Here is a 23743-nt window from a genome sequence, read left to right on the forward strand (position 1 = left end):
GACTACGCTGTCTCTCCCTTGGGCATGCCCGGTGCCTTGCTCCGCGACGAAGTACGCGTCGCGTTCCTGGGACGAACGTCCACAGAAGACCTGCAAGACCCACGCCAATCGATGCTGCGCCAGCTGGCCAACTGCAAGTCGGCGATCCCGGAGTCGTGGGTCATCGTCGCGCACTTCTACGACGTCGAGTCCGGCCGCATGGAGCTCGGGGACCGGGGGCACGGGGCGGACTACGACCGCTTCGACATCCCTGTCCCGCGCGCAGGCGGAATCGCGGACTTGCTCAACCAGGCGCCGAACCGCACACGAACGTTCGACGTAGTGATCTGCGAGGGCATCAGCCGCGTGGCACGCAGAGCCTTCGAGGGGCTGTCGGTCGAGCGGGAACTTGAGCGCGCGGACGTCCCGCTGTTCGCGTCGAACGAACCGATCACCCTCTCCGGCAGCCGCGCTCAGCGCGTCCTCCAGCGCCGCATCAATCAGTCCATCGCCGAGTACGAGGTCCTCAACACCCTCGAACAGTCGTGGGGCGGACTGTGCACGCACGTGCGAGACGGCTGGAACATCGGCAAGCCGCCGTACGGCTACAAGGCCAAGGTCGTCCCCCACCCGAGCCCGGCGAAAGCGGAGAAGGGCAAGACCAAGTCTCGTCTCGAACCGGACGGCATACGCGCCGAGACCGTGACCCAGATCGCTCTGTGGCGATACCACGAAGGTCTCGGCTACAACACCATCGCGGACCGTCTCAATGCCGACCGCGAGCGCTACCCGCCGCCAACCGCGCCGAGCAAGTCTCGCACCCGCGGCGCCTGGAGCAAGAGCTCCGTAGCCGGGGTTCTACAGAACCCCAAGTACACGGGCTATCAAGTCTTCAACCGACGCGCCACCACGTCCAAGCGAGGCAAGGTCAACGAGCCGTTCAAGTGGGTGTGGTCACCGAAGCCGGTCCACGAGCCCTTGATAGCGAAGTGGATGTTCGACGAACTCACCAGCCGCCTCGAAGCTCGGCGAGGGTCGCGCGCGGACGCCCAGCCGAACGCCAACCCCAAGGCAGAGCGCACCTACCTCTTTCGCGGAATGGTCTTCCATAGCTGCGGACGACGCATGGCCGGTGACACAAAACACAACCGGCTCTTCTACTACCTGTGTTGGCCGGGCAAGAACAACCGCGGTGACTCCGGACCTCACGCCGGACTTCCGGCAGCCATCCGGCTCCGCGAGGACGAACTACTCGAAGCCGTTTCAGCTTTCTACGCCGACCGGCTCTTCAGTCCAGCCAGGAGAGGCATCATCGAAGCCGATCTGGCCACTGTGGACGACAGTGCTGCTCAGGAGCGCCGAGCAGAACGTGAACGCCTTCAACGCCAACTGGCAGATGTGGCCCGTCGGCAAGACTCGGTTCTGCGCCAAGCTCAGGACGGCGCACTGGACGACCCGTTCACGAAGGCGCTCCGGCAGAACTACAACAACCTGGAAGAAGACAAGTCCGCGGCACTGGCCGCGCTCGCTCATCTCGACGCCGAGGACGAAATCCAGCCGGCGAAGCCCACCTCATCAGACCTGGACCGCCTCGAAGGGCTCCCGCATCTCCAGCTCAATCTGGCCAAGGCGCCTCAGGCACTGCTTCGTCAACTCTTCGAAATCACCCGGCTCACCGTGAAGGTCCATGGCGCGGGTGACCAGGTGACGATTACCATCAAACTGCCGGTCGAACAGGTACCGGACACCGCTGTAGCCGCAGAAAGGATCAACGACGTGATGAGCTCCACCAAAATGCAAAAAATCCCGACCGCCACGGTCGAGACTTTTTGGGTGGAAGCTGCGCGTACCCCCGATGGGATTCGAACCCACGCTACCGGCGTGAGAGGCCGGCGTCCTAGGCCGCTAGACGACGGGGGCTAGGATCTCTCCTCCAGGAGGAGATTTTCAGTTGTTCACCTGCTGTGTTGCTGTGGAGAAACTTACCAGACCGGGTTTCCCGCCTTCGCAGGGGGGTCACTCTGTGTTCACTCCGGAGAGTTCTCCAGCTGGGGTACCAGGACTCGAACCTAGACTAACTGGACCAGAACCAGTCGTGCTGCCAATTACACCATACCCCAGTGAGGTACCGTTCCGATCTTGACCGGCTCGGTGCCGCACGAGAAAGAATACTAGAGCACGCCGTTCCGCACCGTGAAAGCGGGGGTCTCGGTAGCGCGCTGAGCAGGGACGCCGAGCTTCGCGAACTCGGAAACGAGCAGCTCAGGCAGCTCGTCGAGGCCCGAGATGGTGTGCACGCCCGCGGGGGCGCGCTCGGCGATGTCGTCCCGGTCGAGCCAGACGGCTCCCAGACCGGCGTCGCGTGCGCCGATGGCGTCGGTGTCGAGTTTGTCGCCGACGTGGACGGCCTGCGCCGGGTCGCAGCCGAGGCCGAGGCAGACCGAGTGGAACATCGCCGGGTCGGGTTTGGCTACTCCGAGTTCACCGGCGATGGCCACGTGGTCGAAGAACCGGGTGAGCCCGAGGTCGGCGATCTTCTTCCGCTGATGCGCGCCCGAGGCGTTCGTGACCGCCGCGACGAGAACACCGGCGGCCCGCAGCCATTCCAGACACGGTAGGACATCTTCAAACAATTGCCACGAACGGGTGAGAATTTCACGGCGTCGTCTTTCGAAGCCTCTGACCTGGTCTTCGTCGGCCAAAATGCCGATCTCGGCGAGGAAGCATTCGGTACGCTTGTAATGCATGGTCGCGTAATCGATTTCGCCCGCGACCACCAGCGCGACATGCTCTTCGGTGATGAGATCCCACAGCGGCCAAAGGTCGTTCTGACCGGTGAGGGCGCGCAGGCTGAGGCGGATCGCCGCCGTGCAGTCGATCAGCGTGTCATCGATGTCGAGGCACACCAACCGCAACTCCGGGGGCTCCCACGGGGCTCCCTCCGGAGCGTCCGGCGTGGTTCGTGACGAGGTCCGGGGCACGAGAGCGAAATCCACCAAGTGAGGCTAGGGCACTCAGCGCGATCGCGACTCTGCCGATGAGGTGATTAAGGCTGCTCTGTTCCGGCGCGGGCACTCTACTCCCAGTTGGTGAGATGACGTTTTTTAGTTACCGGACAACGGCTAACGCTGGCGGGCGGGTGAAATGTCGATACGCGGCGCCTCGTCCGATTCGCGGCGCGTACACCGTGTGATGACAACGAAATCCTTGCGCTGCTTGAGTCGCGAGACCGTCCACATGGGCATTTCCGCGATCGCCGTCCTTCCGGGACTGTCGCGTACCCCTCAAGTCCTTTTTGGACACTCGTCTCGATCGCCCGCCGGATCACACGGTCCGGTGAGACCTGGGCCATACCCCCGAACAGCGTATCCGCCCGGATGGCGCTTGACGTGCCCGTCGAAGGGGTGCATCCTGAGCTTATTCAACAAGTGATGAATAAGGGTTCGAAGGGGTGGGACGGATGAACGAACGTACGAACTGCGTGGTCGTCGGCGGTGGCCCCGCGGGGATGGTCGCCGGATTGCTGCTGGCCAGGGCCGGGGTCGAGGTCACCGTGCTGGAGAAGCACAAGGACTTCCTGAGGGACTTCCGGGGCGACACCGTGCACCCGTCGACGTTGACGTTGCTCGACGAGCTGGGCCTCGGCGACAAATTCCTCAGCCTGCCGCACAGCGAGATCGCCTACGCCGGCTTTCCCGCCGAAGACGGCACGATGATGCGCCTCGCCGACCTGACCAGGCTGAAGGTGGCGCACCCGTACATCGCCATGGTTCCGCAGTGGGACTTCCTGGACCTGCTCGCCGACGCCGGCGCGAAGGAGCCCACGTTCACGCTGCGGCAGAGCACCGAAATGACCGGGCTGATCCTGGAACAGGGCCGGGTGAGCGGGGTCCGCTACCGCGACGCCGACGGGAAGACCGGCGAACTGCGCGCCGACCTGGTGATCGCCGCCGACGGCCGCTGGTCGCTGGCCCGTCGCGAGGCAGGGCTGACGACGAAGGACTACGCCATCCCGTTCGACGCGTGGTGGTTCCGGCTCTCGCGGCGGGACGGCGAACGCGAGGGCATGCTGACCCCGAAGATGCGGGATCGCCGCTTCGCCGTGCCGCTGCCCCGCAAGGGCTACTTCCAGATCGCGTACCTCAGCCCCAAGGGCCAGGACCTGCGCGACCAGGGCATCGAAGCGTTCCGGGAGAACGTGGCCGCGATCCTGCCCGAGCTGGCCGACCGCTTGGACGAGCTGAAGACGACGGACGACGTCAAGTTCCTCGACGTCAAGATGAACCTGCTGCGGAAGTGGCATCTCGATGGGCTGCTGTGCATCGGTGACGCGGCGCACGCGATGTCGCCGGTCGGCGGGGTCGGGATCAACCTCGCGGTGCAGGACGCGGTCGCGGCCGCCACCCTGCTCGCCGAACCGCTGCGCCGGGGCAGGCCGTCGGTGGCGGACCTGGCGAAGGTCCGCAAGCGCCGTCTCGCGCCCACGATGCTGGTGCAGGGGCTGCAGCGGATGCTGCACAAGAACGTCATGGGGCCGGTGATGGCGGGCAAGCGCAACGGCCCGCCCGCGCCGATGGTGAAGCTGTTCGGCCGGTTTCCCGTGCTGTCCTACATCCCCGCGCGGCTGCTGGGCCTGGGGCTGCGGCCCGAGCACGCCCCGGCCTTCGCGCGGCGGGCGATGGAACCGGCCGGCGGTTGAGTGCCCCGAACGCTATGAACGGTCCGTTCCTTGCAAATTTTGCAAGGAACGGACCGTTCATAGCGCGCTAGATGTCCTGAACCGGGTTGGTCAGGGTGCCGATGCCTTCGATGGTGATCGAGACCGACTGGCCGTCCTCGATCGGGCCGACGCCCTCGGGCGTGCCGGTCAGGATGACGTCGCCGGGCAGCAGGGTCATCACCCCGGACACGAACTCGACCAGCTCGGGGATCTTGTGCACCAGGTCCGACGTCCGGCCGTCCTGTTTGAGCACACCGTCCACCTCGGACTTGAGCGCGAGATCGGCCGCGTCGAGCGAGGTCTCGATCCACGGGCCCAGCGGGCAGAAGGTGTCGAAACCCTTCGCCCTGCCCCATTGGCCGTCGGACTTCTGCAGGTCACGCGCGCTGACGTCGTTCGCCACGGTGTAGCCGAGGATCGCGCTCGCCGCGCGGGCGGCGGGCACGTTCTTGACCGGCTGGCCGATGACGATCGCCAGTTCGCCCTCGAAGTCGACGCGGCCGACGCCGCGCGGACGGCGGATCGGCACGTTCGGCCCGATCACCGTGGTCGACGGCTTGATGAACAGCATCGGGTCCTGCGGGACCTCGTTGCCGAACTCGGCCGCGTGCTTGGCGTAGTTCCGGCCGACCGCGATCACCTTCGACGGCAGGATCGGCGCGAGCAGCCGGACGTCGGCGAGCGGCCAGCGCTTGCCGGTGAAGTTGGGGTTGCCGAAGGGGTGCTCGGCGATTTCCAGTACCTGGGCGTCGTCGCCGTCCCCTTCGATCGAAGCGAACGCGACACCACCGGGATGAGCAATTCGGGCTAGACGCACTCCCCCACTGTACGACTCCTCACGCCGGGCCCTCGCTGAGGGACTTGTGCACGAGCGCGTCGCACAGCGCCAGCCAGCTCGCCTCGACGATGTTGCCGTGCACGCCGACGGTGGTCCACTCGCGCTCGCCGTCGCTGGTCTCGACGAGCACGCGGGTGACGGCGTCGGTGCCCGGATGGCCGGGCAGGATCCGCACCTTGTAGTCGGCCAGCTCCACACTGTCCAACCAGGACAGATGCGGGCTGAGCGCCTCGCGCAGGGCGGCGTCGAGCGCGTGCACGGGGCCGTTCCCCTCGGCGGTCGCGATCACGCGCTGCCCCGCGACGTGCACCTTCACCGTCGCCTCGGAGACGACCTCGCCGTCGGACCGGTGGTCCAGGACGACCCGGTACGACTCGAGTTCGAAGGGCGGTTCGTCGAGGACGTCGCTCTGCGGGCCGTCGACCTCCCGCCGCAGCAGCAGTTCCAGCGAAGCGTCCGCGGCTTCGAAGGACCAGCCTTCGGATTCGAGGCGCTTCACCTTCTTCACGGCGCTCGTCAGCGCCTCGGGCTGGCCGGCAAGGTCGACCCCGAGCTCACGTCCCTTGAGCTCCAGGCTGGCCCTGCCGGCCATCTCGGTGACCAGTACCCGCATGTCATTGCCGACAGAAGCTGGATCGATGTGGTTGTACAGCAACGGATCCACCTTGATCGCGCTCGCGTGCAGTCCCGCCTTGTGGGCGAAGGCCGACGCCCCTACGTACGCCTGGTGGGTGTAGGGGGCGATGTTCGCGATTTCGGCAAGGGCATGGGAGACCCGGGTGAGCTCGGCGGCGCCTCCGGTCGGGAGGACCGCCATGCCGAGCTTGGTCACCAAGTTCCCTGTCACGGCGAACAGATCGGCGTTACCCGCCCGTTCGCCGTAACCATTGGCGGTGCACTGGACGTGCGTCACGCCGGCCTGCACGGCGGCGACGGAGTTCGCCACCGCGCAGGAAGTGTCGTCCTGACAATGGATTCCGAGCCGGAATCCGGTCCTTTCCTTGACCTCGCGGACGGTTTCCGCGAGGCCGAGCGGCAGCTGGCCGCCATTGGTGTCGCACAGCACGGCGACGTCGGCGCCCGCGTTCATCCCCGCGTCGAGCACCTTCAAGGCGGTGTCCGGGGAGAACGCGTAGCCGTCGAAAAAGTGTTCCGCGTCAAGGAAGACGCGACGTCCTTCGCCGACGAGGAACGCGACGGTGTCACGCACCATCTCGCACGCTTCGTCGACGTCGACCCGCAGCGCGCGTTCGACGTGCCGCAGATCCGATTTGGCCACGAGCGTGATCACCGGTGCCTGGGAATCGAGCAGTGCCCGCACCTGCTGGTCCTGCTCGGCCTTGGCACCGGCCTTCCGCGTCGCGCCGAAGGCGACGAGCGCGGCGTGGCGCAGTTTCAGCTCGCCCGAAGCGGCGCGGGCGAAGAATTCCGTGTCCTTGGGCAGCGCGCCCGGCCATCCGCCTTCGATGAACCCGACCCCGAGATCGTCGAGCAGCCTCGCCACCGCCAGTTTGTCCGTGACGGAGTAGGAGATCCCCTCGCGCTGCGCGCCGTCGCGCAACGTCGTGTCGTACAGGTGGAAGGCGTCGCCGAGTGGCGTATCGGCGGGCTCCTTGCGGGTCACGGGAATCTCCTCGTGTGGCGGTAGAACGTGTTCAGGCAACAAAAAAACCTCCCGCATGGGTGCGAGAGGTTGCGCGCCGGGGGCTCTTGTGGAGCTGTTATCCGGCGCGCTCGGCGATAATGATGGTGCAGGAGGTCACGGACGCATCATGGCACACGGTCCGCCGGGCGTCCACAAGCCGGGCGAGACTTCCCACTTCCTGGGAGCCCGCGGGTGCCCCGAATGCAATGAACGGTCCGTTCCTTGCGAAATTTGCAAGGAACGGACCGTTCATGGCGCGCAGCTCAGGGGGCTACTGAGTGACCGGGCGCACGTTCGACGACACCAGGGCCGCCAGCCGGTCACCGATCGCGTGCGTCGCACCGGGCGACGCCTGGTCGCGGGTCGCGAGGTCGAAGGCCACCGAGGCCTCGATCCGCCGCGCCGCTTCCTTCTGTCCCAAGTGGTCCAGCAGCAGCGAGACCGACAGCACCGCGGCGGTCGGGTCGGCGAGCCCCTGGCCCGCGATATCCGGCGCGCTGCCGTGCACCGGCTCGAACATGCTCGGGTTCCGCCGGGTGATGTCGAGGTTCCCGCTCGCCGCCAGCCCGATGCCGCCGGTGACGGCCGCCGCCAGGTCGGTGATGATGTCGCCGAACAGGTTGTCCGTCACCACGACGTCGAACCGGGACGGGTCGGTCACCAGGTGGATGGTCGCGGCGTCCACATGGGAGTAGGCGACGGTCACCTCCGGGTGCTCCAGCGAGACCTCTTCGACGATCCGCGACCACAGCGAGCCCGCGTACTCCAGCACGTTCGTCTTGTGCAGGAGCGTCAGGTGCTTGCGGGGCCGCGCCTCGGCCCGGTTGAACGCGTCGGTCACCACGCGCCGGACGCCGAACGCCGTGTTGACGCTGACCTCCGTCGCGATCTCGTTCTCGGTGTCCTTGCGCAGCAGACCACCGTTGCCCGCGTACGGGCCTTCGGTGCCTTCACGCACGACGACCATGTCGATCTCGCCCGCCTCGGCGAGCGGTCCGCGCACACCCGGGTACAACCGGGCGGGGCGCAGGTTCACGTGGTGGTCGAGCTCGAACCGGAGCCGCAGCAACAGGCCACGCTCCAGGATGCCGCTCGGCACCGTCGGGTCGCCCACCGCGCCCAGCAGGATCGCATCGTGCTGACGGAGTTCACCGAGTACCGACTCCGGGAGCAGCTCGCCGGTGGAGTGCCACCGGGCGGCGCCGAGGTCGTAGTTCGTGATCTCCGCCGTCGGTACGACCTCACCGAGCACCTTGAGCGCCTCGGAGACCACTTCGGGCCCGATCCCGTCTCCTGGGATCACCGCGAGCCGCATCCACACACCTCCGTAGACCAGGCCACCGGCAGTCCGGATGGCCCATCCGCAAGAAAACGCCAGCAGCGGAAGGTTACCGGCCGTAGCCCGGTAGCCGTAGCCGCACCACCCTTATGCCGGAACCTCCCACAGAGCGAGACAGCCGAAAGAGTGAAAACAAGAAGGGACGCCCTGGCGCGAAGCGTGCCGCCAGGGCGTCCCTCACCTCATCGAACGCGGGTTATCGCACGATCGCGTCAGCCCACACCGATCGGCTGACGTCCGGTGTGCCGTCCGCCGTTGCCCGGCCGGTCGACGCCCGAATCGCCGCCACCGGCGTTCGTCCGGATCTTCACCACGTTCGCCCGGTTGCCCGAGGCGTTGTGGTGCTCGATCGCCAGCAGGCCCAGCACGGTGTCCTGCGCGGCCGCGTTGCGGTTGACCACCAGCGCCGTGCCCGGCTTCGCGACGTAGCCCAGCGCGGAGTCGCCGCCGCCCTGGACCGAGTACGCGGGAGCCAAGGCGTCGAACGAAAGCGGCGTGCCGACGTAGTCGATCGTCGACGAGTCCGCACCCGGCGCCGCGTAGAACCCGGAGGTCCCGACCGTGTAGCTGATCTTGTGCGACGCGGCGTTCGGGTCGATGCCCAGCGCGGCGATGCTCACCGGCAGCACGACGACGTTGGTGTCGTACACGTTCGTGTCGACGTCGCCGAGCTGGCCGTTGATCGGCTGGATGTCCACCTGCGGGAAGCCCGGCTTCAGCGCCACGGTGACCGCCACGAGGACGTCGGTCGACGTCACCTTGGTCACATAGGTTTCGAAGTCGGGAGTCCCGTCGCCCGTGGTGTCGATGTCCACGAACGGCGAGGTGTTGCTGCCCAGGTTGGCCAGGTCGCTCCAGGTGGTGAGACCGAAGGCCAGCAACGCGTTCTCCGGCTCACCCTGCGCCTTGGCCAGCGGAGCGGTCGACGCCGCGCCGATGTAGCGCAGGTCGGCGCCCTTGGCGGTCTGGTTCAGCGTGCAGTCGGTGGTGACGTCGCCGTCGCACTCGGGCAGCTGCGGGGATTCCGCCTGCAGCTCGAGCACGCTGATCAGCGAGCGATACCGCTGCGAACCGGAGCCCTGGTCCACGCCCTTGCCGGTCAGGTTCAGCACGGCCTGGTTCTGGCCGGCCCCGAAGTTGACGTTGCCCGGGGTGTTGATGGACGAGACGGGCTTCGGCGCGGAGTACACCGAGAGCCGCAGCGGAACGGTCGTGCCGCTCTTCGGGGTGAACGCGATCCGGCCGGAGGCGTCCGCCACGAACTGCCGGGCGAGGCCGACCTGCGTGGCCGCCATGGTCGGGTCCATGACCTTGCGGAGCGCCTTGGGGTCGGCGATCTTCAGGGTCACCTTCACCAGCGCGATACCGCGCGGGCTCAGCTTCACCGTCGGCTTGTCCACTGTGTACTCGACACCGGGGAGCGAGTTCACGGCTTCGTAGCCCACCGAGTACTCGACCGGCTTGATGCCCTTGTTGACCACCTTGACCGTCTTGGTCAGGGTGACCGGGCCGCCCGCTTCGACGACGCCGAAGTTGACCGAGACGAAGCCGGGGTTGTCGACGACGTAGGCCAGGACCTGGTTGTCCAGCGCGGCCTTCGCGTCGATCCGGCCGCTGCCGACGCGCTGCGGACCGTAGACCCGGCCCGACGCGTCGTGGATGTCGTGGCCGGCGGTGTTGATGACCGAGGCCTTGACCTCCTCGACCGACCAGTCCGGGTGCGCCTGACGGATCAGGGCGGTGATACCCGAGGTGTGCGGAGCCGCCATCGACGTCCCGGAGATGACCAGGCGGCCCGCTCCACTACCGGACAACGCCGACGAGATCGAGTCACCGGGCGCCGCGACGTCCGGCTTGACGGCCGGGCCGCGCCCGCCACGCGAGGTGAACGAACTCGGGGTGTCCACAATGGACTGATCGAAGGTCGGCACGGACACACGGCCCTTGCCGGTCATGCGAACCTGCAGCGTGCCCGCGGTCACCGCCGGGCGGACCGACGCGGTCGCGCTGCCGGTCAGCTGGAACGTCGGCAGGGCGGCGTTGCCCGCGATGCCCGCCGAGAAGTGCTCCAGCGTCGAGGAGAACAGCGCGCCCTTGGCACCGGCCGCCTGCGCGTTGTTCGACCGGGCGCCCGAACCGCAGGCGCGGGTCGCGTCGTTGTCGTCCCATTCGAGGAACACGATCTTGCCCGCGGCCTTGGCCTTGTCGGCCTCGGAGTAAGGCTTGCAGCCGGCGGCGTTGGCCGCCGACAGCGTGACCACCGGCGCGGTGACGTCGAGCGTCTCGTAGGTCGCGTAGTTCTGGCTGAACTGACCGGTCTTCGCGCCCTTGACACCGTCGGGAGCGACGGCTTCGACGGCGTCGCGGAGGACGGACGCGTCACGGCTGCTGGCGACGGTCAGCGCCTCGGGCGTGTTGCCCGGCGCGCCGCCGACGTCGTTGAGGTCGCCGCCGTTGCCCGCGGAGAACACCGGGACGACGTTGTTCGCGGCGATCTTGCGCACGAACAGGGAGTCCGGGTCGTCCGGGGTGGCGAAGTCGCCGCCCAGCGACAGGTTGACCACGTCGAGGTGGTCGGTGAAGTCGCCGTCGCCGTCCGGGTCGAGCGACCAGTCGAGCGCCTGCGAGGTGACGTTGGTCGAGCCGTCGCAGCCGAAGACCTTGATCGCGTACAGCAGGGCCTTGGGCGCGGTGCCCGGGCCGATCTGCATCGCTTCGATCTTCTTCTTGGTGAGCTTCTTGTAGTCGCCCGTGAAGGTCTTGCCCGCTTCGTCGACGCCGAATCCGGCGACCGTGCCCGCGACGTGCGTGCCGTGGTGGCCGCACGAGATCGGGTTGGGGTCCGGCTTGGGGGTCTTGAGAGCCGGGTCGTTGCTGCCCGAGTCGTAGGCGTCGCCGACCAGGTCGATACCGCCGACGACCTTGTCGGTCGGGAAGGCCGGGGTGGCCTGGTCGCGGTTGATCGCGTTGTAGGCCTCGGCCGTGCCCGGACCGCCGAAGGTGGCGTGGGTGTAGTCGATGCCGTCGTCGATCACGCCGACGCGGATGCCGTCGCCGTAGCGGCCGGTCTGCTGCCAGGAGGCGAGCGTGTTGGTCAGCTGGACCGCGCTGGAGTTGGTGCGGGTCTTGGGGACCACCTTCTTGACCGAGACGACGTCCGGCCGCTTCGCCAGCTCGCGGATCTTCGCCGCGTCGGCCGTGACGACCGCGCCGGCGACCGCGTTGGCGGTCTGGGTGACCAGCTGGGTGCCGGCGTCGGCGGCCTTGAGCTGACCGACGACGGAGTTCACCGTCGCGGCTGCGGCCGCCTTGGCGTCCTTCGCCGCCTTCTTCGCCTTCTCCTTGCCTGCACCCTTGTTCTGCTCGGCGTTGAAGGCGTCGACGGCGGGCTGCTTGGCCAGCTCGACAAAGGCGGTGATCTGCCCTTGGGCGGCCTTGAGCTTCGGCTCGACCTTCCCCTGGAAACCGTTACGGTCGATCTTCGCCGGCGTGACACCGTCCGCGAGGGGGACATCCTGCGCGGCCGCGGTCGCCCCGGTCACGGACGTCGCGAGCAACGCGGCGAAGACCGCGGCCGATGAGCGGATGGCCCATCGGGGTACGCGGGATCTGTTCATGAGTACGTGCCCTCACTCGAGGCCTGGACTCGGAACCTGCCTACCGCTCGAAAACACACCCCCGACGGTGAGCCCCGGCGCCGCGCCGTGCCCTTGACGGCGCGATGGTTCGGCCTCGCCGGAAGAACCTATCCGGGGACCAGCCCGACTTCAGTAGGCATTTTTCACCGTTATTGAATCTTGCTCTTCGTTCTCGCGAACCCCGCACACACAACAACCGCAGTTAGTCGACTAATTGCGAAGAAGTACATGAAGGCCCCCTTCCTGTACCTAGGCGCAAGGAAGGGGGCCTTCATGTACTTGGAGGTCAGCCGAAGTTGACCGCGCGGATCGTGTGCGCGCCGACGGTGGCGCCGATCGGCTCCAGCAGGTGCGAGTCGACGGAACGGTCCACGCGCAGCAGCATCACCGCGTCCGCGCCGTCGGTGGTCTGGCTGATCTGCGCGGCCTCGATGTTGAGGCCCGCCTCGCCGAGCAGCGTGCCGACGCGGCCCATGATGCCCGGGCGGTCCGGGTATTCGAGCAGCAGCACGTTGCCCTCGGCGCGCAGGTCGAAGTGACGGCCGTTGACCTCGACGAGCTTCTCGACCTCGTCCTTGCCGGTGACCGAACCGGACACCGAAAGGGTCGTGCCGTCGGCGTGCACCGCGCGGACGGTGACCAGGCTGCGGAACTTGGGGCTTTCGGTCTCGGTGACCAGCTCGACCTGGACTCCCAGCTCTTCGGCCACGCGCGGCGCGTTCACGAAGGTGACCTGGTCCTCGACGACGCCGGAGAACACGCCGCGCTCGGCCGCGAGCGGCAGCACGCTGACGTCCTCGGTGGACAGTTCGCCCTTGACGACGACGGTGATCGAGGCCGGGGCCTTCGGGTTCAGCGCGGTCAGCACGGTCCCGAGCTTCTGGGTGAGCGAAAGGTACGGCCGGACGTGCTCGCCGACCGTGCCGCCACCCGCGACGTTCACCGCGTCCGGCACGAAGTCGCCGCGCAGCGCGAGCAGCACGGACTTCGCGACGTCGGTGCCAGCCCGGTCCTGCGCCTCGGCGGTCGAGGCGCCCAGGTGCGGGGTGACGACGACGTTCGGCAGGCCGAACAGCGGGCTCTCGGTGGTGGGCTCGGTGACGAACACGTCGATACCGGCACCGCCGACGTGACCGGAACTCACCGCGTCCGCCAGCGCCTGCTCGTCGATCAGGCCACCGCGCGCGGCGTTGACGATGATGACGCCCTGCTTGGTCTTCTTGAGCGCCTCGGCGCCGATGAGGCCCTTGGTCTCCGGGGTCTTCGGCAGGTGGATGGAGATCGCGTCGGCGCGCTCCAGCAGCTCGTCCAGCGTGACCAGCTCGATGCCGAGCTGCGCGGCGCGGGCGGCCGAAACGTAGGGGTCGTACGCGATGATCTTGGTGTCGAAGGCGGCGAGCCGCTGCGCGAACAGCTGGCCGATCTTGCCGAGGCCGACCACGCCGATGGTCTTGCCCTGGATCTCGACGCCGGAGTAGGCGCTGCGCTTCCACGCGCCGCCCTGGAGGCTCTGGTCCGCGGCCGGGACCCGGCGGGCGACGGCGAGCAGCAGCGCGACGGCATGCTCGGCGGCGGAGACGATGTTCGACGTCGGCGCGTTGACCACCAGCACACCGCGTTCGGTGGCGGCGGGGACCTCGACGTTGTCCAGCCCGACGCCGGCGCGGGCGACGACCTTGAGCGAGGTGGTGGCGCCGAGGACCTCGGCGTCGACCTTGGTCGCGGACCGCACGAGCAGCGCGTCCGCCGTCTTCACGGCTTCGAGCAGCGCGGGGCGGTCCGTGCCGTCCACATGCTGGACCTCGACCTCGTCGGAGAAGACGCTCAACACCGACGGCGCGAGCTTCTCGGCGATGAGGACGACGGGCTTGTTCGGCTTGGTCACGATACGGCTCCCACTATCTGGTCTGTGCCTGCGACTCACTGTTGACGGTCACGCCGTTGTGCCCGGTTGCGCCGCAGTTTAGACCTGGTGACAGGGGATTGTTAACTCGCCCGTAATCCCGCGAAAACGAGATCGAGGAGCCGTTCGAGGCCCTTGTCACCCGAAAGGTGTTCGCTGGCCCAGGAAAGCGCGTGCAGCAGCACCAGTAACTCGTGCACTGTGACGTCGGTCCGGAGCCCACCCGAGGCCTTCGCCCTTTCCACCAGTTGGGACACCTGGCCACGCATGGCGTGGCAGGAGGCATACAGCGGCGAGGACTCGTCGTTGAGGACGTCGACCATCAGCTCGGGCAGCCCCCGGTAGCGCGCCGACTGTTCACCCATCCCGGCGAACCAGGCTTTCAACGCCTCCACCGGCTCCGGGGAGTCCAGGAGGTCACGAGCCACCGAGGCCTGCGTGTCGAACCCTTCGCGAAGCACCGTCTCGACCAGGGCTTCCCGCGTCGGGAAGTGCCGGTAGAGCGTTCCTATGCCGACTCCGGCACGGCGGGCGATCTCTTCAAGCGACGCCTCGACCCCGTTCGCGGCGAAGGCGCGCCTCGCCTCTTCGAGGAGGCGCTCGTAGTTGCGCCGGGCGTCCGCCCGCAGCGGCTTCTTCTCGGTGTCCATCGCGCTCCCGAGCCTAGGCCGTGTCCTGCAGGTCATGTTCGCGGTCTCCGCGCCCAGGCGGCCCCTGACGGCACGCGCGGTTCAGCCGAGTACGACCCGGTACGAGGCCGAACCGCCCGCACCGTCAGGAACCACCTGGATCACGAAGCCCATCGAACAGACCTACAGGACACGGCCTAGTCTCGACAAATCGGAGGCAGCCTCCGTATGGTCGGCGACGTAAGCGGAGGCTGCCTCATGTTAGCTGGGGAGACTGTGATGGACCTGATCGAAGAAACCCGGGAGCGGCTGGGCCCGGTGGGTGTCTGGCTGCCACTCGGCATGACCCACCCGACGCCAGACGAGGAACTGGCGGCGATACGACGTCTGGAGGAGCTGGGTTATCGCACCGTGTGGGCAGGCGAAGGCCCCGGCAGCCGGGAGCTGTTCGCGCACAGCGGCATCGCGCTCGCGTCCACCGGAAAGGTGGTGATCGGTACCGGGATCGCCAACATCTGGTCGCGATCGGGGCACACCGCGCACAGCGGCGCGCGGACACTCGTCCAAGCCTTCCCCGGCCGGTTCGTGCTGGGGATCGGGATCGGGCACTCCTATCAAGCGGCGAAAGCGGGCTCGGACTACCGGCCGCTCGAACAGACCCGCGCGTACCTCGCGAAGATGGACGAGGCGGCGGCCGAATTCCCGGCGCCCGTGCCGTTCCCGCGGATCCTCGCCGCCGTCGGGCCGAAGATGCTCGAACTCGCGCGGGACCGGGCGGACGGCGCGCATCCGTTCGCCCAGCCCTTCGAGCACACGCCGTACTCGCGCGAGATCCTCGGCCCGGACAAGCTGCTGATCCCCACCCACGCGGTCCTGCTCGGCGATCGCGAGCAGGCGCGGGCGAAGGTGGCGAAGAACATCGAAATGATGAAGCGATTCGGCGTCCCGCACTACCTCAACGGCTGGAAACGGCTGGGCTACACGGACGCGGACATCGACGGCGTCAGCGACCGGCTCGTGGACGGGCTGACCGCCTGGGGCGACGAGGAAAAGATCGCGGGACGGGTCCAGGAACTCGTCGACGCCGGCGCGGACACCGTGCTCGTCACTCCCGACGGGGACGGCCTGCCGTCCATCGTGGATCAGCTGGAACGGCTCGCCCCGGCCTTGGCGGAGGTGACCAGGTGAGCGTCGGGATCTGGACGTTTTCGTTCGACGGCAAGGAAATCGGCGAAGTCCGCGAGGCGGCCGCGGAAGTCGAGGAGCTCGGCTACGACACGTTGTGGTTCGGGGAGTACCTGGGCCGGGAGGCGTTCACGCAGGCGGGCCTGCTGCTCGCGGCGACCTCACGGCTGACCGTCGCCACCGGGATCGCACGGTTCTCGCACCGGGCCCCCGTCGCAGTGGCCGCCGCCGAGCGAACCCTCGCCGAGGCGTACCCCGGCCGATTCGTCCTCGGCCTCGGCGGGCACGTTCCAGGCGCGAAACCGCTGGAAGGAATGCGCGGCTACCTCGACGAAATGGACGGTACCGAACTGTCCACACCGGACTCCCCGCGTCGGCGCGTGCTGGCCGCGCTGGGACCCAAGATGCTCTCCTTGGCCGCGGAACGCACCGATGGCGCGCATACGTACTTCGTCCCCGTCGAGCACACCGCGCTGGCACGGCAGGCCATCGGGCCTTCGGCCTTCCTCGCCGTCGAGCAGGCGGTCGTGCTGGGGTCGGACCGGGAGATCGCGCGGCGGCACGTGTCGATGTACCTGGACGTGGCCACCCACCATCAGGCGAATCTGCGGCGGTTCGGGTTCACCGAGGAGGACTACGGCTCCGACAAGCTGGTGGACGCGCTGGTCGCCGTCGGGGAGGACGAGATCTCCGCGCGCGTCCAGGCCCACCTGGACGCCGGGGCCGACCATGTCTGCCTGCAGGTGCTGACCGGCGACGACCGGATCCCGCTGGCCGAATGGCGGATTCTGTCGGGGGTCGGGGGTAACGTGCGGGAGCGTGACGTCACCGGCTGAGCTCTCTTTCGAGACGGCACGGGAACTGATCGACGCGCGAGACCTCGCCGGGCTCGCGCGCCTGATCGGCGACCTGCCCACCCTCGTCCACGCACACGGGAAGAACGGGAACGACCTGCTCGGCATGGCCGCCGCGACCTGCGACGAGCGGCTGTGCCGGATCCTGCTCGACCACGGCGCCGATCCGGCTTCCGCCAACGTGCACGGCTGGACGGCCCTGCACCAGGCCGGGTACGCCGGGCTGCCACTGCTGGTCACGATGCTGCTCGACGCGGGCGCCCCGGTCGACGTCCCGGCCCGGGGCGACGGCGGGACACCGCTGGTGGTCGCGCTGTTCTGGGGCCACCGCGAGGCCGCGGAACTGCTGGCTTCACGCAGCCTCTCCCCTGGCAATCTCCGGGTGGCGGCGGGGCTCGGCCGGGCCGACCTGCTCGACGAGTTGCTCGCGCCGGACGGCACGCTCGCCCCCGCGGCGGGCGCGCATCGCGAATTCCACCGGCCGCACAGCGGCTTCCCGGAATGGCGGCCGGGCGACGATCCGGCCGAGGTCGTCGACGAGGCGCTTTCCTGGGCGGCGCGGAACGACCGATCCGACGCGGTGCGCACCCTGGTGGCTCGGGGCGCCACGGTGGATGCCGATGTCTACCGAGGCACGGCGCTGACGTGGGCCGCCGCCCAGGGAAAGGCTTCGGCGATCAGGACCTTGGCGGAGCTGGGCGCTTCGGTCGACCACCGGGGGACGTTCGGCGGGCTCTCGCATGGGGAGGGCGTCACCGCGCTGCACCTTGCCGTGCAGGGCGGGCATGTGGACGCGGTGCGAGCCTTGCTCGATGCGGGGGCGGATCCTTCGCTGGAGGATTCGCTGTACTCGTCGTCGGCCTTGGGGTGGGCCGAGCACTTCGAGCAGACGGAGATCCTGGCGGTGCTGCGGGGCGCCTGAGCGCTTGGGGCACTTGCGCCAGGGCCGCTCCGCCGCGAACGTCGCCGCCGCGTGCCATGAAAGGTCCTTTCCTTGCAAATTTCGCAAGGAAAGGACCTTTCATGGCATGGCCACCGGCGCCCTGGATGTCAGGAAAGGGTCGTTCAGGACAAAAGATGTCTTGAACGACCCTTTCCTGACATCCGCGAGAGACGTGTCCCGATCCTGACGACCACTGGCCCGCCGGGCCCTCGCCGAAGGTACGACGCTCGCCGAACAATGGACCCATGCGAGCGATCAGCCAAAACCGCCTGGGCGGCCCCGAAGTCCTCGAACTCGTCGACATCGAAAGACCCACCCCGGGCCCGACCCAGATCCTGGTCCGGGTGCACGCCGCCGGCGTCAACCCGGTCGACTGGAAGACCCGCGAGACCGGCGGCATCGGCCCGATGGGCGATCCGCCGTTCATCCTCGGCTGGGACGTGTCCGGCGTGGTCGAGGAGGTCGGCGCGGGCGCGTCCTTGTTCTCCCCCGGCGACGAGGTCTTCGGCATGCCGTCGTTCCCGTTCCAGGCGGGCGCGTACTCCGAATACGTCGCCGCGCCGAGCCGTCACTTCGCCCGCAAGCCGTCCACTTTGGACCACGTGCACGCGGCCGCGGTCCCGCTCGCGGGGCTGACCGTCTGGCAGAGTCTCGTCGACACGGCGGACATCCGGCCCGGGCAACGGGTGCTGATCCACGCGGCGGCGGGCGGGGTCGGGCATCTCGCGGTCCAGATCGCCAAGGCGCGCGGCGCGTACGTGATCGGGACGGCCAGCGCGGCCAAGCACGAGTTCCTCCGCGGTCTCGGCGCGGACGAGCTCATCGACTATCGCACGGCGGATTTCGCCGAGGAGGTCCGCGACGTCGACGTCGTCCTCGACACGATCGGCCTGGAGTACGGGCCCCGGTCGCTCAAGACGCTGCGCCGCGGCGGCAGGCTCGTCCAGCTCACCCGCACGAACGACGAGCGGATGCCGGAACTGGCCGAGGCCGCCGGAGTCACCGCCGGGTTCACCCTCGCCGAGCCGGACCGCACCGGCCTGCTCGCGCTGGCCGAACTCGTCGACAGCGGACGGCTCAGCCCGGTCATCGACACGGTGTTCCCGCTGGAAGAGGCCGCGAAGGCCCAAGAACTCGTGGCGGCGGGCAAGACCACGGGGAAGGTCGTGCTCTCCGTCGCGGGCTGACCCGGTGGACAAGTGGAGTCTGTAGTCCGTATCGTCCAAGGCGGACTACAGACTCCGTTTATGTCTGACTGGGAGACCCCATGACCACACCCCGCGACGTCTTCGACGAGCTTTCCGAACGCATCACCGCCCGGCGCTGGGAAGAGATTTTCGCGCTCTACGCAGAGGACGCCGTCGTCGAGAACCCGCAGCGGCCACCGGTGCCGTCCAGGTACGAAGGCCGCGAGACCCTGCGGAAGAACTTCAGCGGCGGCCTGAACGTGCGCATGGACAGGACGGATGTCCTGATTCACGGGACGACCGACCCGGAGGTGATCGTCGCCGAATACCGCAATGTCGGCGAGGCGCTGGACACCGGGAAGTCCTTCGACATCGCCAACATCCAGCTTCTCCGCGTGCGCGACGGGCTCATCGTCCACTCGCGCGACTACCACGACTACCTGCCCCTCATCGCGGCACAGAATGGCCTTGAGGCGCTGAAGAAGGGGTTCGAAACCGCGGAGCGGGAGCTCACGCCGGCGCCGCCGCGGCCCGCGTCGACGGCGGATCCGAAGAGCCCGCGCGGCGTCTTCGAGCGGCTCGTCCACGGGGTCGCGGACGGCGATTGGGCCGGGCTTCCGGAGCTCTACGCCGAGGAAACCCATGTCACGCACCCGTTTCTGCCCGGGGCGGAGACCCTGAAGACCAGGGAGGACCTGCGTGAGCATTTCAAGTTCGGCGAGCGGGGCGAGGTCCGGTTCCAGGTCCGGGATCTGGTGATCCACGAGACCCTCGACCCCGAGGTCGTGATCGGCGAGTTCGACTACCAGGGGACGGCGGGCGGTAGCGCGGAATTCCGCGTTTCCAACATCTTCGTGCTTCGCGTGCGGGACGGGCTGATCGTCGAATCACGCGACTACGCCGACCATCTCGCCGTCGCGACCGCGACCGGCAGGCTCGACGAGCTGATTTCCAAGCTCTAGGCGGGCAAGTCGAATTCGCCGTCCCGGACGCCTTTCAGGAAGGCGTCCCATTCCGTCGGCGTGAACACGAGCAGGTGACCGTCGGGTTCGACGACCCGGCGCATCGCGGTGTAGGTGACCCCGTCGGCATGCGGCACCAGCGCGTACTCGACGGCATCCTTGAGGTTCGCGCCTTCCGGTTCACCCCGGATCCACACCGCGTCACTCAAGTCCAGGTCGGGCCGGATATGAGCCTTGTCGTCCACCGGCTGCTCACTCATGGTGTCCACGCTATCGCTTTCCGATGCGCAAAACGAAGGGGCCCTTCGCACGGAAGGGCCCCTTCGCTGTGACAACTAGGCGGTCTCGGTGATCGGCCGGTCCACCCACGACATCAGGTCGCGCAGCTTCTTGCCGGTCTCCTCGATCGGGTGCTGGTTGCCCTGCTCCTCGAGCTTGGTGAAGTTCGGCCGCCCGGCCTCGTCCTCGGCGACCCATTCGCGGGCGAAAGTGCCGTCCTGGATCTCGCCGAGGATCTTCTTCATCTCTTCCTTGACCGCGGGCGAGATGACCCGCGGGCCGCGGGTCAGGTCGCCGTACTCGGCGGTGTCGGAGATCGAGTAGCGCTGACGCGCGATGCCGCCCTCGTACATGAGGTCGACGATCAGCTTCAGCTCGTGCAGCACCTCGAAGTAGGCGATCTCCGGGGCGTAGCCGGCCTCGGTGAGCACCTCGAAACCGGTCTGCACCAGCGCGGAGGCGCCACCGCAGAGGACGGCCTGCTCGCCGAAGAGGTCGGTCTCGGTCTCCTCGGTGAAGGTCGTCTTGATGACACCGGCGCGGGCGCCACCGATGGCGGCCGCGTAGGAGAGCGCGAGCGCCTGCGCGTTGCCGGAGGCGTCCTGCTCGACCGCGATGAGCGCCGGGACGCCCTTGCCGTCGACGAACTGGCGGCGGACCAGGTGGCCCGGGCCCTTCGGGGCGACCATGGCGACATCGACGTTCGACGGCGGCTTGATCAGGTCGTAGCGGATGTTGAAGCCGTGACCGAAGAAGAGCGCGTCGCCGTCCTTGAGGTTCGGCGCGATGTCCTGCTCGTAGATGAAGCGCTGCTTGGTGTCCGGCGCGAGGATCATGATCAGGTCGGCTTCGGCGCTGGCTTCGGCCGGGGTGAGCACGCGGAGACCCTGCTCCTCGGCCTTGGCCCGCGACTTCGAGCCCTCGGGCAGGCCGATGCGGACGTCGACGCCGGAGTCGCGCAGGCTCAGCGAGTGCGCGTGACCCTGGCTGCCGTAGCCGATCACGGCGACCTTGCGACCCTGGATGATCGAAAGGTCCGCGTCGTCGTCGTAAAAGATTTCCACTGCCATGAGGGGTACTACTTCCTTTCCTGACTTACAAAGTTATCGAGCGGAGGTGGCGGTGATGGACCGGGCGCCCCGGCCGACCGCGACCATTCCGGACTGGACCAGTTCGCGGATGCCATAGGGCTCCAGCATCCGCAGCAGGGCACCGATCTTGTCCGAGGTGCCGGTGGCTTCGACGGTGAGCGCCTCGGGGGACACATCCACCACCTTCGCGCGGAACAACTGCACTGTTTCGAGGACCTGGCTGCGCACGGTGTTGTCGGCCCGGACCTTCACGAGCAGCAGTTCACGCTGCACGGCTGTGGACTTTTCCAATTCCACGATCTTGATGACGTTGACCAGCTTGTTGAGCTGTTTGGTCACCTGTTCGAGCGGTAGCTCTTCGACGGCGACCACGATCGTCATCCGGGACACCTCGGGATTCTCCGTGGGCCCGACGGCGAGGGATTCGATGTTGAAACCACGCCGGGAGAACAGTCCGGAAACCCGTGCGAGGACACCGGGTTTGTTCTCGACCAGAACGCTCAGGGTGTGCACGCTCATCGGGCGTCTCCTTCCGCAGCGGCGTTGATCTCCGCCTCGGCGGCGACTTCGTCGTCGTCGAAGAGCGGGCGGATCCCGCGCACGGCCATGATTTCGTCGTTACCGGTGCCCGCGGCCACCATGGGCCACACCTGGGCATCCTTCCCCACCACGAAATCGATCACGACGGGGCGGTCGTTGATCTCCATGGCGCGCCGGATGGTGGCGTCGACGTCCTCCTTGGTCTCGCAGCGGAGCCCGGCGCAGCCGAGCGCCTCCGCGAGGAGGGTGAAGTCGGGGATCCGGTGCTTGTGGGTACCGAGATCGGTGTTGGAGTACCGCTCGGAGTAGAAGAGGTTCTGCCACTGGCGGACCATGCCCAGGTTGCCGTTGTTGATGACGGCGACCTTGATCGGCGCGCCTTCGATGGCGCAGGTGGCCAGTTCCTGGTTCGTCATCTGGAAACAGCCGTCGCCGTCGATGGCCCAGACCTGCTTGTCCGGCACGCCGAATTTGGCGCCCATCGCGGCGGGGACGGCGAAGCCCATCGTGCCGAGGCCGCCGGAGTTGATCCAGGTGCGCGGGTTCTCGTACTTCACGAACTGCGCGGCCCACATCTGGTGCTGGCCGACGCCCGCGGTGTAGACCGCGTCCGGGCCGACGAGCGAACCGATGCGCTCGATGACGTACTGCGGGGAAAGCGTCCCGTCCTCTGGCCACTCGTAACCGGCCGGGTAGTCGTCGCGCCAAGCGCTCGCCTGCGTCCACCAGTCCTTCAGGTCCGGCTTCGCGGACTTGTCGGTCTCGGCGCGGACGGCCTCGATCAGCTCGGTGATGATCTCCGCGCAGTCGCCGACGATCGGCACGTCCGCCTTGCGGTTCTTGGAGATCTCGGCCGGGTCGATGTCGGCGTGGACGATGGCGGCGTCCGGCGCGAAGGAGGACAGCTGTCCGGTGACGCGGTCGTCGAAGCGGGCTCCGAGGGCGATCAGCAGATCCGCGCGCTGCATCGCGGCGACCGCGGCGACCGAACCGTGCATCCCCGGCATGCCGAGGTGCTGCGGATGCGAGTCGGGGAACGCGCCGCGGGCCATCAGCGTGGTGACGACCGGGATCCCGGTCAGCTCGGCCAGTTCCATCAGCTGGCGCGAGGCGTCGGCCTTGACCACGCCACCGCCGACGTAGAGGACCGGGCGCCGGGACTTGCTGATCAGCCGGGCGGCCTCGCGGACCTGCTTGCCGTGCGGGCGCAGCGTGGGCCGGTAGCCCGGCAGCCGCATTTCCGTCGGCCAGGAGAAGGAGGTCATCTCCTGGAGGACGTCCTTGGGGATGTCCACCAGGACCGGGCCGGGGCGGCCGGTCGAGGCGAGGTGGAAGGCCTCCGCGATGGTGCGCGGGATGTCCGCCGGGTCGGTGACCAGGAAGTTGTGCTTGGTGATCGGCATCGTGATGCCGCAGATGTCGGCTTCCTGGAAGGCGTCCGTGCCGATCAGCGCGCGGGTCTGCTGGCCGGTGATGGCGACCACCGGAACCGAGTCCATGTTCGCGTCGGCCAGCGGGGTGACCAGGTTGGTCGCGCCGGGGCCGGAGGTGGCCATGCACACACCGACCTTGCCGGTCGCCTGCGCGTACCCGGTGGCGGCGTGGCCGGCGCCCTGTTCGTGACGGACCAGGACGTGGCGGACCTTCGTCGAGTCGAGCAGCGGGTCGTACGCCGGGAGAATGGTGCCGCCGGGAATACCGAACACGACCTCCGCGCCCACCGCCTCGAGCGAGCGGACGAGCGACTGCGCGCCCGTGACCCGCACCGGGGTCCCGGCGGGCGGCGCCGGCTTGGGTCGGGCACCGGAGGTACCGGAGTTCGCATCAGCTCGCGAGGTGGCACTAGTCATCGCTGTTTGCCTCGTCTTGTCTAGTCACTCGTTCGGGTATTCATTGGCTGGTTGGGCAGTGAAACTCTATCCAGGCAACAAAAAACCCCCGCCGACCGGATTGGTCGCACGAGGGTCGCGCGTCGACGCAGCGGAGACTTCCCTAAGCGTCGACGCGCTTG

At 68.0% G+C, this 23743-nt stretch carries 19 protein-coding genes, 2 tRNA genes and 1 pseudogene; 7 read left to right on the forward strand and 15 right to left on the reverse strand.

All coding sequences use genetic code 11. The features are described from left to right. Positions 1-198: 198 nt before the first annotated feature. Positions 199-996 (forward strand): annotated as a pseudogene (locus ACIBTM_RS00430) (recombinase family protein); the annotation flags it as partial. Between the two features lie 246 nt (positions 997-1242). Here the strand turns inward: ACIBTM_RS00430 and ACIBTM_RS00435 are convergent. The 5 genes from ACIBTM_RS00435 to ACIBTM_RS00455 all read right to left on the reverse strand — a co-directional run bounded on the left by ACIBTM_RS00435 (position 1243) and on the right by ACIBTM_RS00455 (position 2885). Beyond that, complete coding sequence (locus tag ACIBTM_RS00435; protein ID WP_395874112.1) at positions 1243-1512, reverse strand: hypothetical protein; 270 nt, start codon at positions 1510-1512, stop codon at positions 1243-1245. 42 nt (positions 1513-1554) lie between these two features. Further along, on the reverse strand, positions 1555-1851 hold the full coding sequence (locus ACIBTM_RS00440) for a hypothetical protein (protein ID WP_395874114.1): 297 nt from the start codon (positions 1849-1851) through the stop codon (positions 1555-1557). Next, a tRNA-Glu gene (locus ACIBTM_RS00445) sits at positions 1827-1899 on the reverse strand. The genes ACIBTM_RS00440 and ACIBTM_RS00445 overlap by 25 nt, the downstream gene beginning before the upstream one ends. Positions 1900-2027: 128 nt before the next feature. After that, positions 2028-2099, reverse strand: a tRNA-Gln gene (locus ACIBTM_RS00450). A gap of 51 nt (positions 2100-2150) precedes the next feature. Further along, the gene (locus tag ACIBTM_RS00455; RefSeq protein WP_395875758.1) at positions 2151-2885 is read right to left on the reverse strand and encodes an HAD family hydrolase; all 735 of its coding nucleotides are present in this window, start codon (positions 2883-2885) and stop codon (positions 2151-2153) included. A 554-nt stretch (positions 2886-3439) separates the two neighbouring features. Between ACIBTM_RS00455 and ACIBTM_RS00460 the strand changes: the two genes are divergently transcribed. Beyond that, positions 3440-4678, forward strand: coding sequence for an FAD-dependent oxidoreductase (locus ACIBTM_RS00460; RefSeq protein ID WP_395874116.1), 1239 nt, complete (start codon positions 3440-3442; stop codon positions 4676-4678). A 67-nt stretch (positions 4679-4745) separates the two neighbouring features. Here ACIBTM_RS00460 and ACIBTM_RS00465 read toward each other — a convergent pair whose 3' ends face one another. From ACIBTM_RS00465 to ACIBTM_RS00490, 6 genes are all read right to left on the reverse strand, one after another. After that, a complete protein-coding gene (locus tag ACIBTM_RS00465; RefSeq protein ID WP_037341952.1) occupies positions 4746-5516 on the reverse strand; it encodes a fumarylacetoacetate hydrolase family protein in 771 nt (256 codons plus the stop codon). A gap of 19 nt (positions 5517-5535) precedes the next feature. Further along, positions 5536-7161: a citramalate synthase gene (gene cimA, locus ACIBTM_RS00470; protein WP_395874118.1), complete on the reverse strand. Its 1626-nt coding sequence runs from the start codon at positions 7159-7161 to the stop codon at positions 5536-5538. A gap of 292 nt (positions 7162-7453) precedes the next feature. Then, the gene (locus ACIBTM_RS00475) at positions 7454-8497 is read right to left on the reverse strand and encodes a 3-isopropylmalate dehydrogenase (RefSeq protein ID WP_007031599.1); all 1044 of its coding nucleotides are present in this window, start codon (positions 8495-8497) and stop codon (positions 7454-7456) included. A gap of 236 nt (positions 8498-8733) precedes the next feature. Further along, on the reverse strand, positions 8734-12138 hold the full coding sequence (locus ACIBTM_RS00480) for a S8 family serine peptidase (protein WP_395874120.1): 3405 nt from the start codon (positions 12136-12138) through the stop codon (positions 8734-8736). A gap of 307 nt (positions 12139-12445) precedes the next feature. Beyond that, entirely contained in the window at positions 12446-14044 is a 1599-nt protein-coding gene (serA, locus tag ACIBTM_RS00485; RefSeq protein WP_395874122.1) for a phosphoglycerate dehydrogenase, read from the reverse strand. 101 nt (positions 14045-14145) lie between these two features. Next, the gene (locus ACIBTM_RS00490; protein WP_395874124.1) at positions 14146-14712 is read right to left on the reverse strand and encodes a TetR/AcrR family transcriptional regulator; all 567 of its coding nucleotides are present in this window, start codon (positions 14710-14712) and stop codon (positions 14146-14148) included. Between the two features lie 258 nt (positions 14713-14970). Here ACIBTM_RS00490 and ACIBTM_RS00495 point away from each other — a divergent pair, with 258 nt between their 5' ends. The 5 genes from ACIBTM_RS00495 to ACIBTM_RS00515 all read left to right on the forward strand — a co-directional run bounded on the left by ACIBTM_RS00495 (position 14971) and on the right by ACIBTM_RS00515 (position 19822). Continuing rightward, on the forward strand, positions 14971-15879 hold the full coding sequence (locus ACIBTM_RS00495) for a TIGR03620 family F420-dependent LLM class oxidoreductase (RefSeq protein WP_395874126.1): 909 nt from the start codon (positions 14971-14973) through the stop codon (positions 15877-15879). Continuing rightward, complete coding sequence (locus ACIBTM_RS00500) at positions 15876-16712, forward strand: TIGR03620 family F420-dependent LLM class oxidoreductase (protein ID WP_395874128.1); 837 nt, start codon at positions 15876-15878, stop codon at positions 16710-16712. Before ACIBTM_RS00495 ends, ACIBTM_RS00500 begins: the two co-directional genes overlap by 4 nt. Further along, a complete protein-coding gene (locus tag ACIBTM_RS00505) occupies positions 16696-17652 on the forward strand; it encodes an ankyrin repeat domain-containing protein (RefSeq protein ID WP_395874130.1) in 957 nt (318 codons plus the stop codon). The genes ACIBTM_RS00500 and ACIBTM_RS00505 overlap by 17 nt, the downstream gene beginning before the upstream one ends. Before the next feature lie 266 nt (positions 17653-17918). Next, on the forward strand, positions 17919-18860 hold the full coding sequence (locus ACIBTM_RS00510) for an NADP-dependent oxidoreductase (RefSeq protein ID WP_395874133.1): 942 nt from the start codon (positions 17919-17921) through the stop codon (positions 18858-18860). Between the two features lie 80 nt (positions 18861-18940). Continuing rightward, entirely contained in the window at positions 18941-19822 is an 882-nt protein-coding gene (locus ACIBTM_RS00515; RefSeq protein WP_395874135.1) for a nuclear transport factor 2 family protein, read from the forward strand. On the opposite strand, the gene ACIBTM_RS00520 is transcribed toward ACIBTM_RS00515, so the two are convergent. From ACIBTM_RS00520 to ACIBTM_RS00535, 4 genes are all read right to left on the reverse strand, one after another. Then, on the reverse strand, positions 19819-20082 hold the full coding sequence (locus ACIBTM_RS00520; protein WP_038522647.1) for a DUF397 domain-containing protein: 264 nt from the start codon (positions 20080-20082) through the stop codon (positions 19819-19821). The two genes, ACIBTM_RS00515 and ACIBTM_RS00520, sit on opposite strands and share 4 nt — an antisense overlap. A gap of 75 nt (positions 20083-20157) precedes the next feature. Further along, positions 20158-21171 (reverse strand): ketol-acid reductoisomerase, encoded by a 1014-nt coding sequence (gene ilvC, locus ACIBTM_RS00525; RefSeq protein WP_016336537.1) that lies wholly within the window; start codon positions 21169-21171, stop codon positions 20158-20160. Between the two features lie 33 nt (positions 21172-21204). Next, positions 21205-21711, reverse strand: a complete 507-nt coding sequence (gene ilvN / locus ACIBTM_RS00530; RefSeq protein WP_034315713.1) for an acetolactate synthase small subunit — start codon at positions 21709-21711, stop codon at positions 21205-21207. Then, positions 21708-23582, reverse strand: a complete 1875-nt coding sequence (locus tag ACIBTM_RS00535) for an acetolactate synthase large subunit (protein WP_395874138.1) — start codon at positions 23580-23582, stop codon at positions 21708-21710. Before ACIBTM_RS00535 ends, ilvN begins: the two co-directional genes overlap by 4 nt. Positions 23583-23743 lie beyond the last annotated feature (161 nt).

This window comes from Amycolatopsis sp. NPDC049868, from assembly GCF_044461365.1.
In the GTDB taxonomy this organism is placed as follows: domain Bacteria; phylum Actinomycetota; class Actinomycetes; order Mycobacteriales; family Pseudonocardiaceae; genus Amycolatopsis.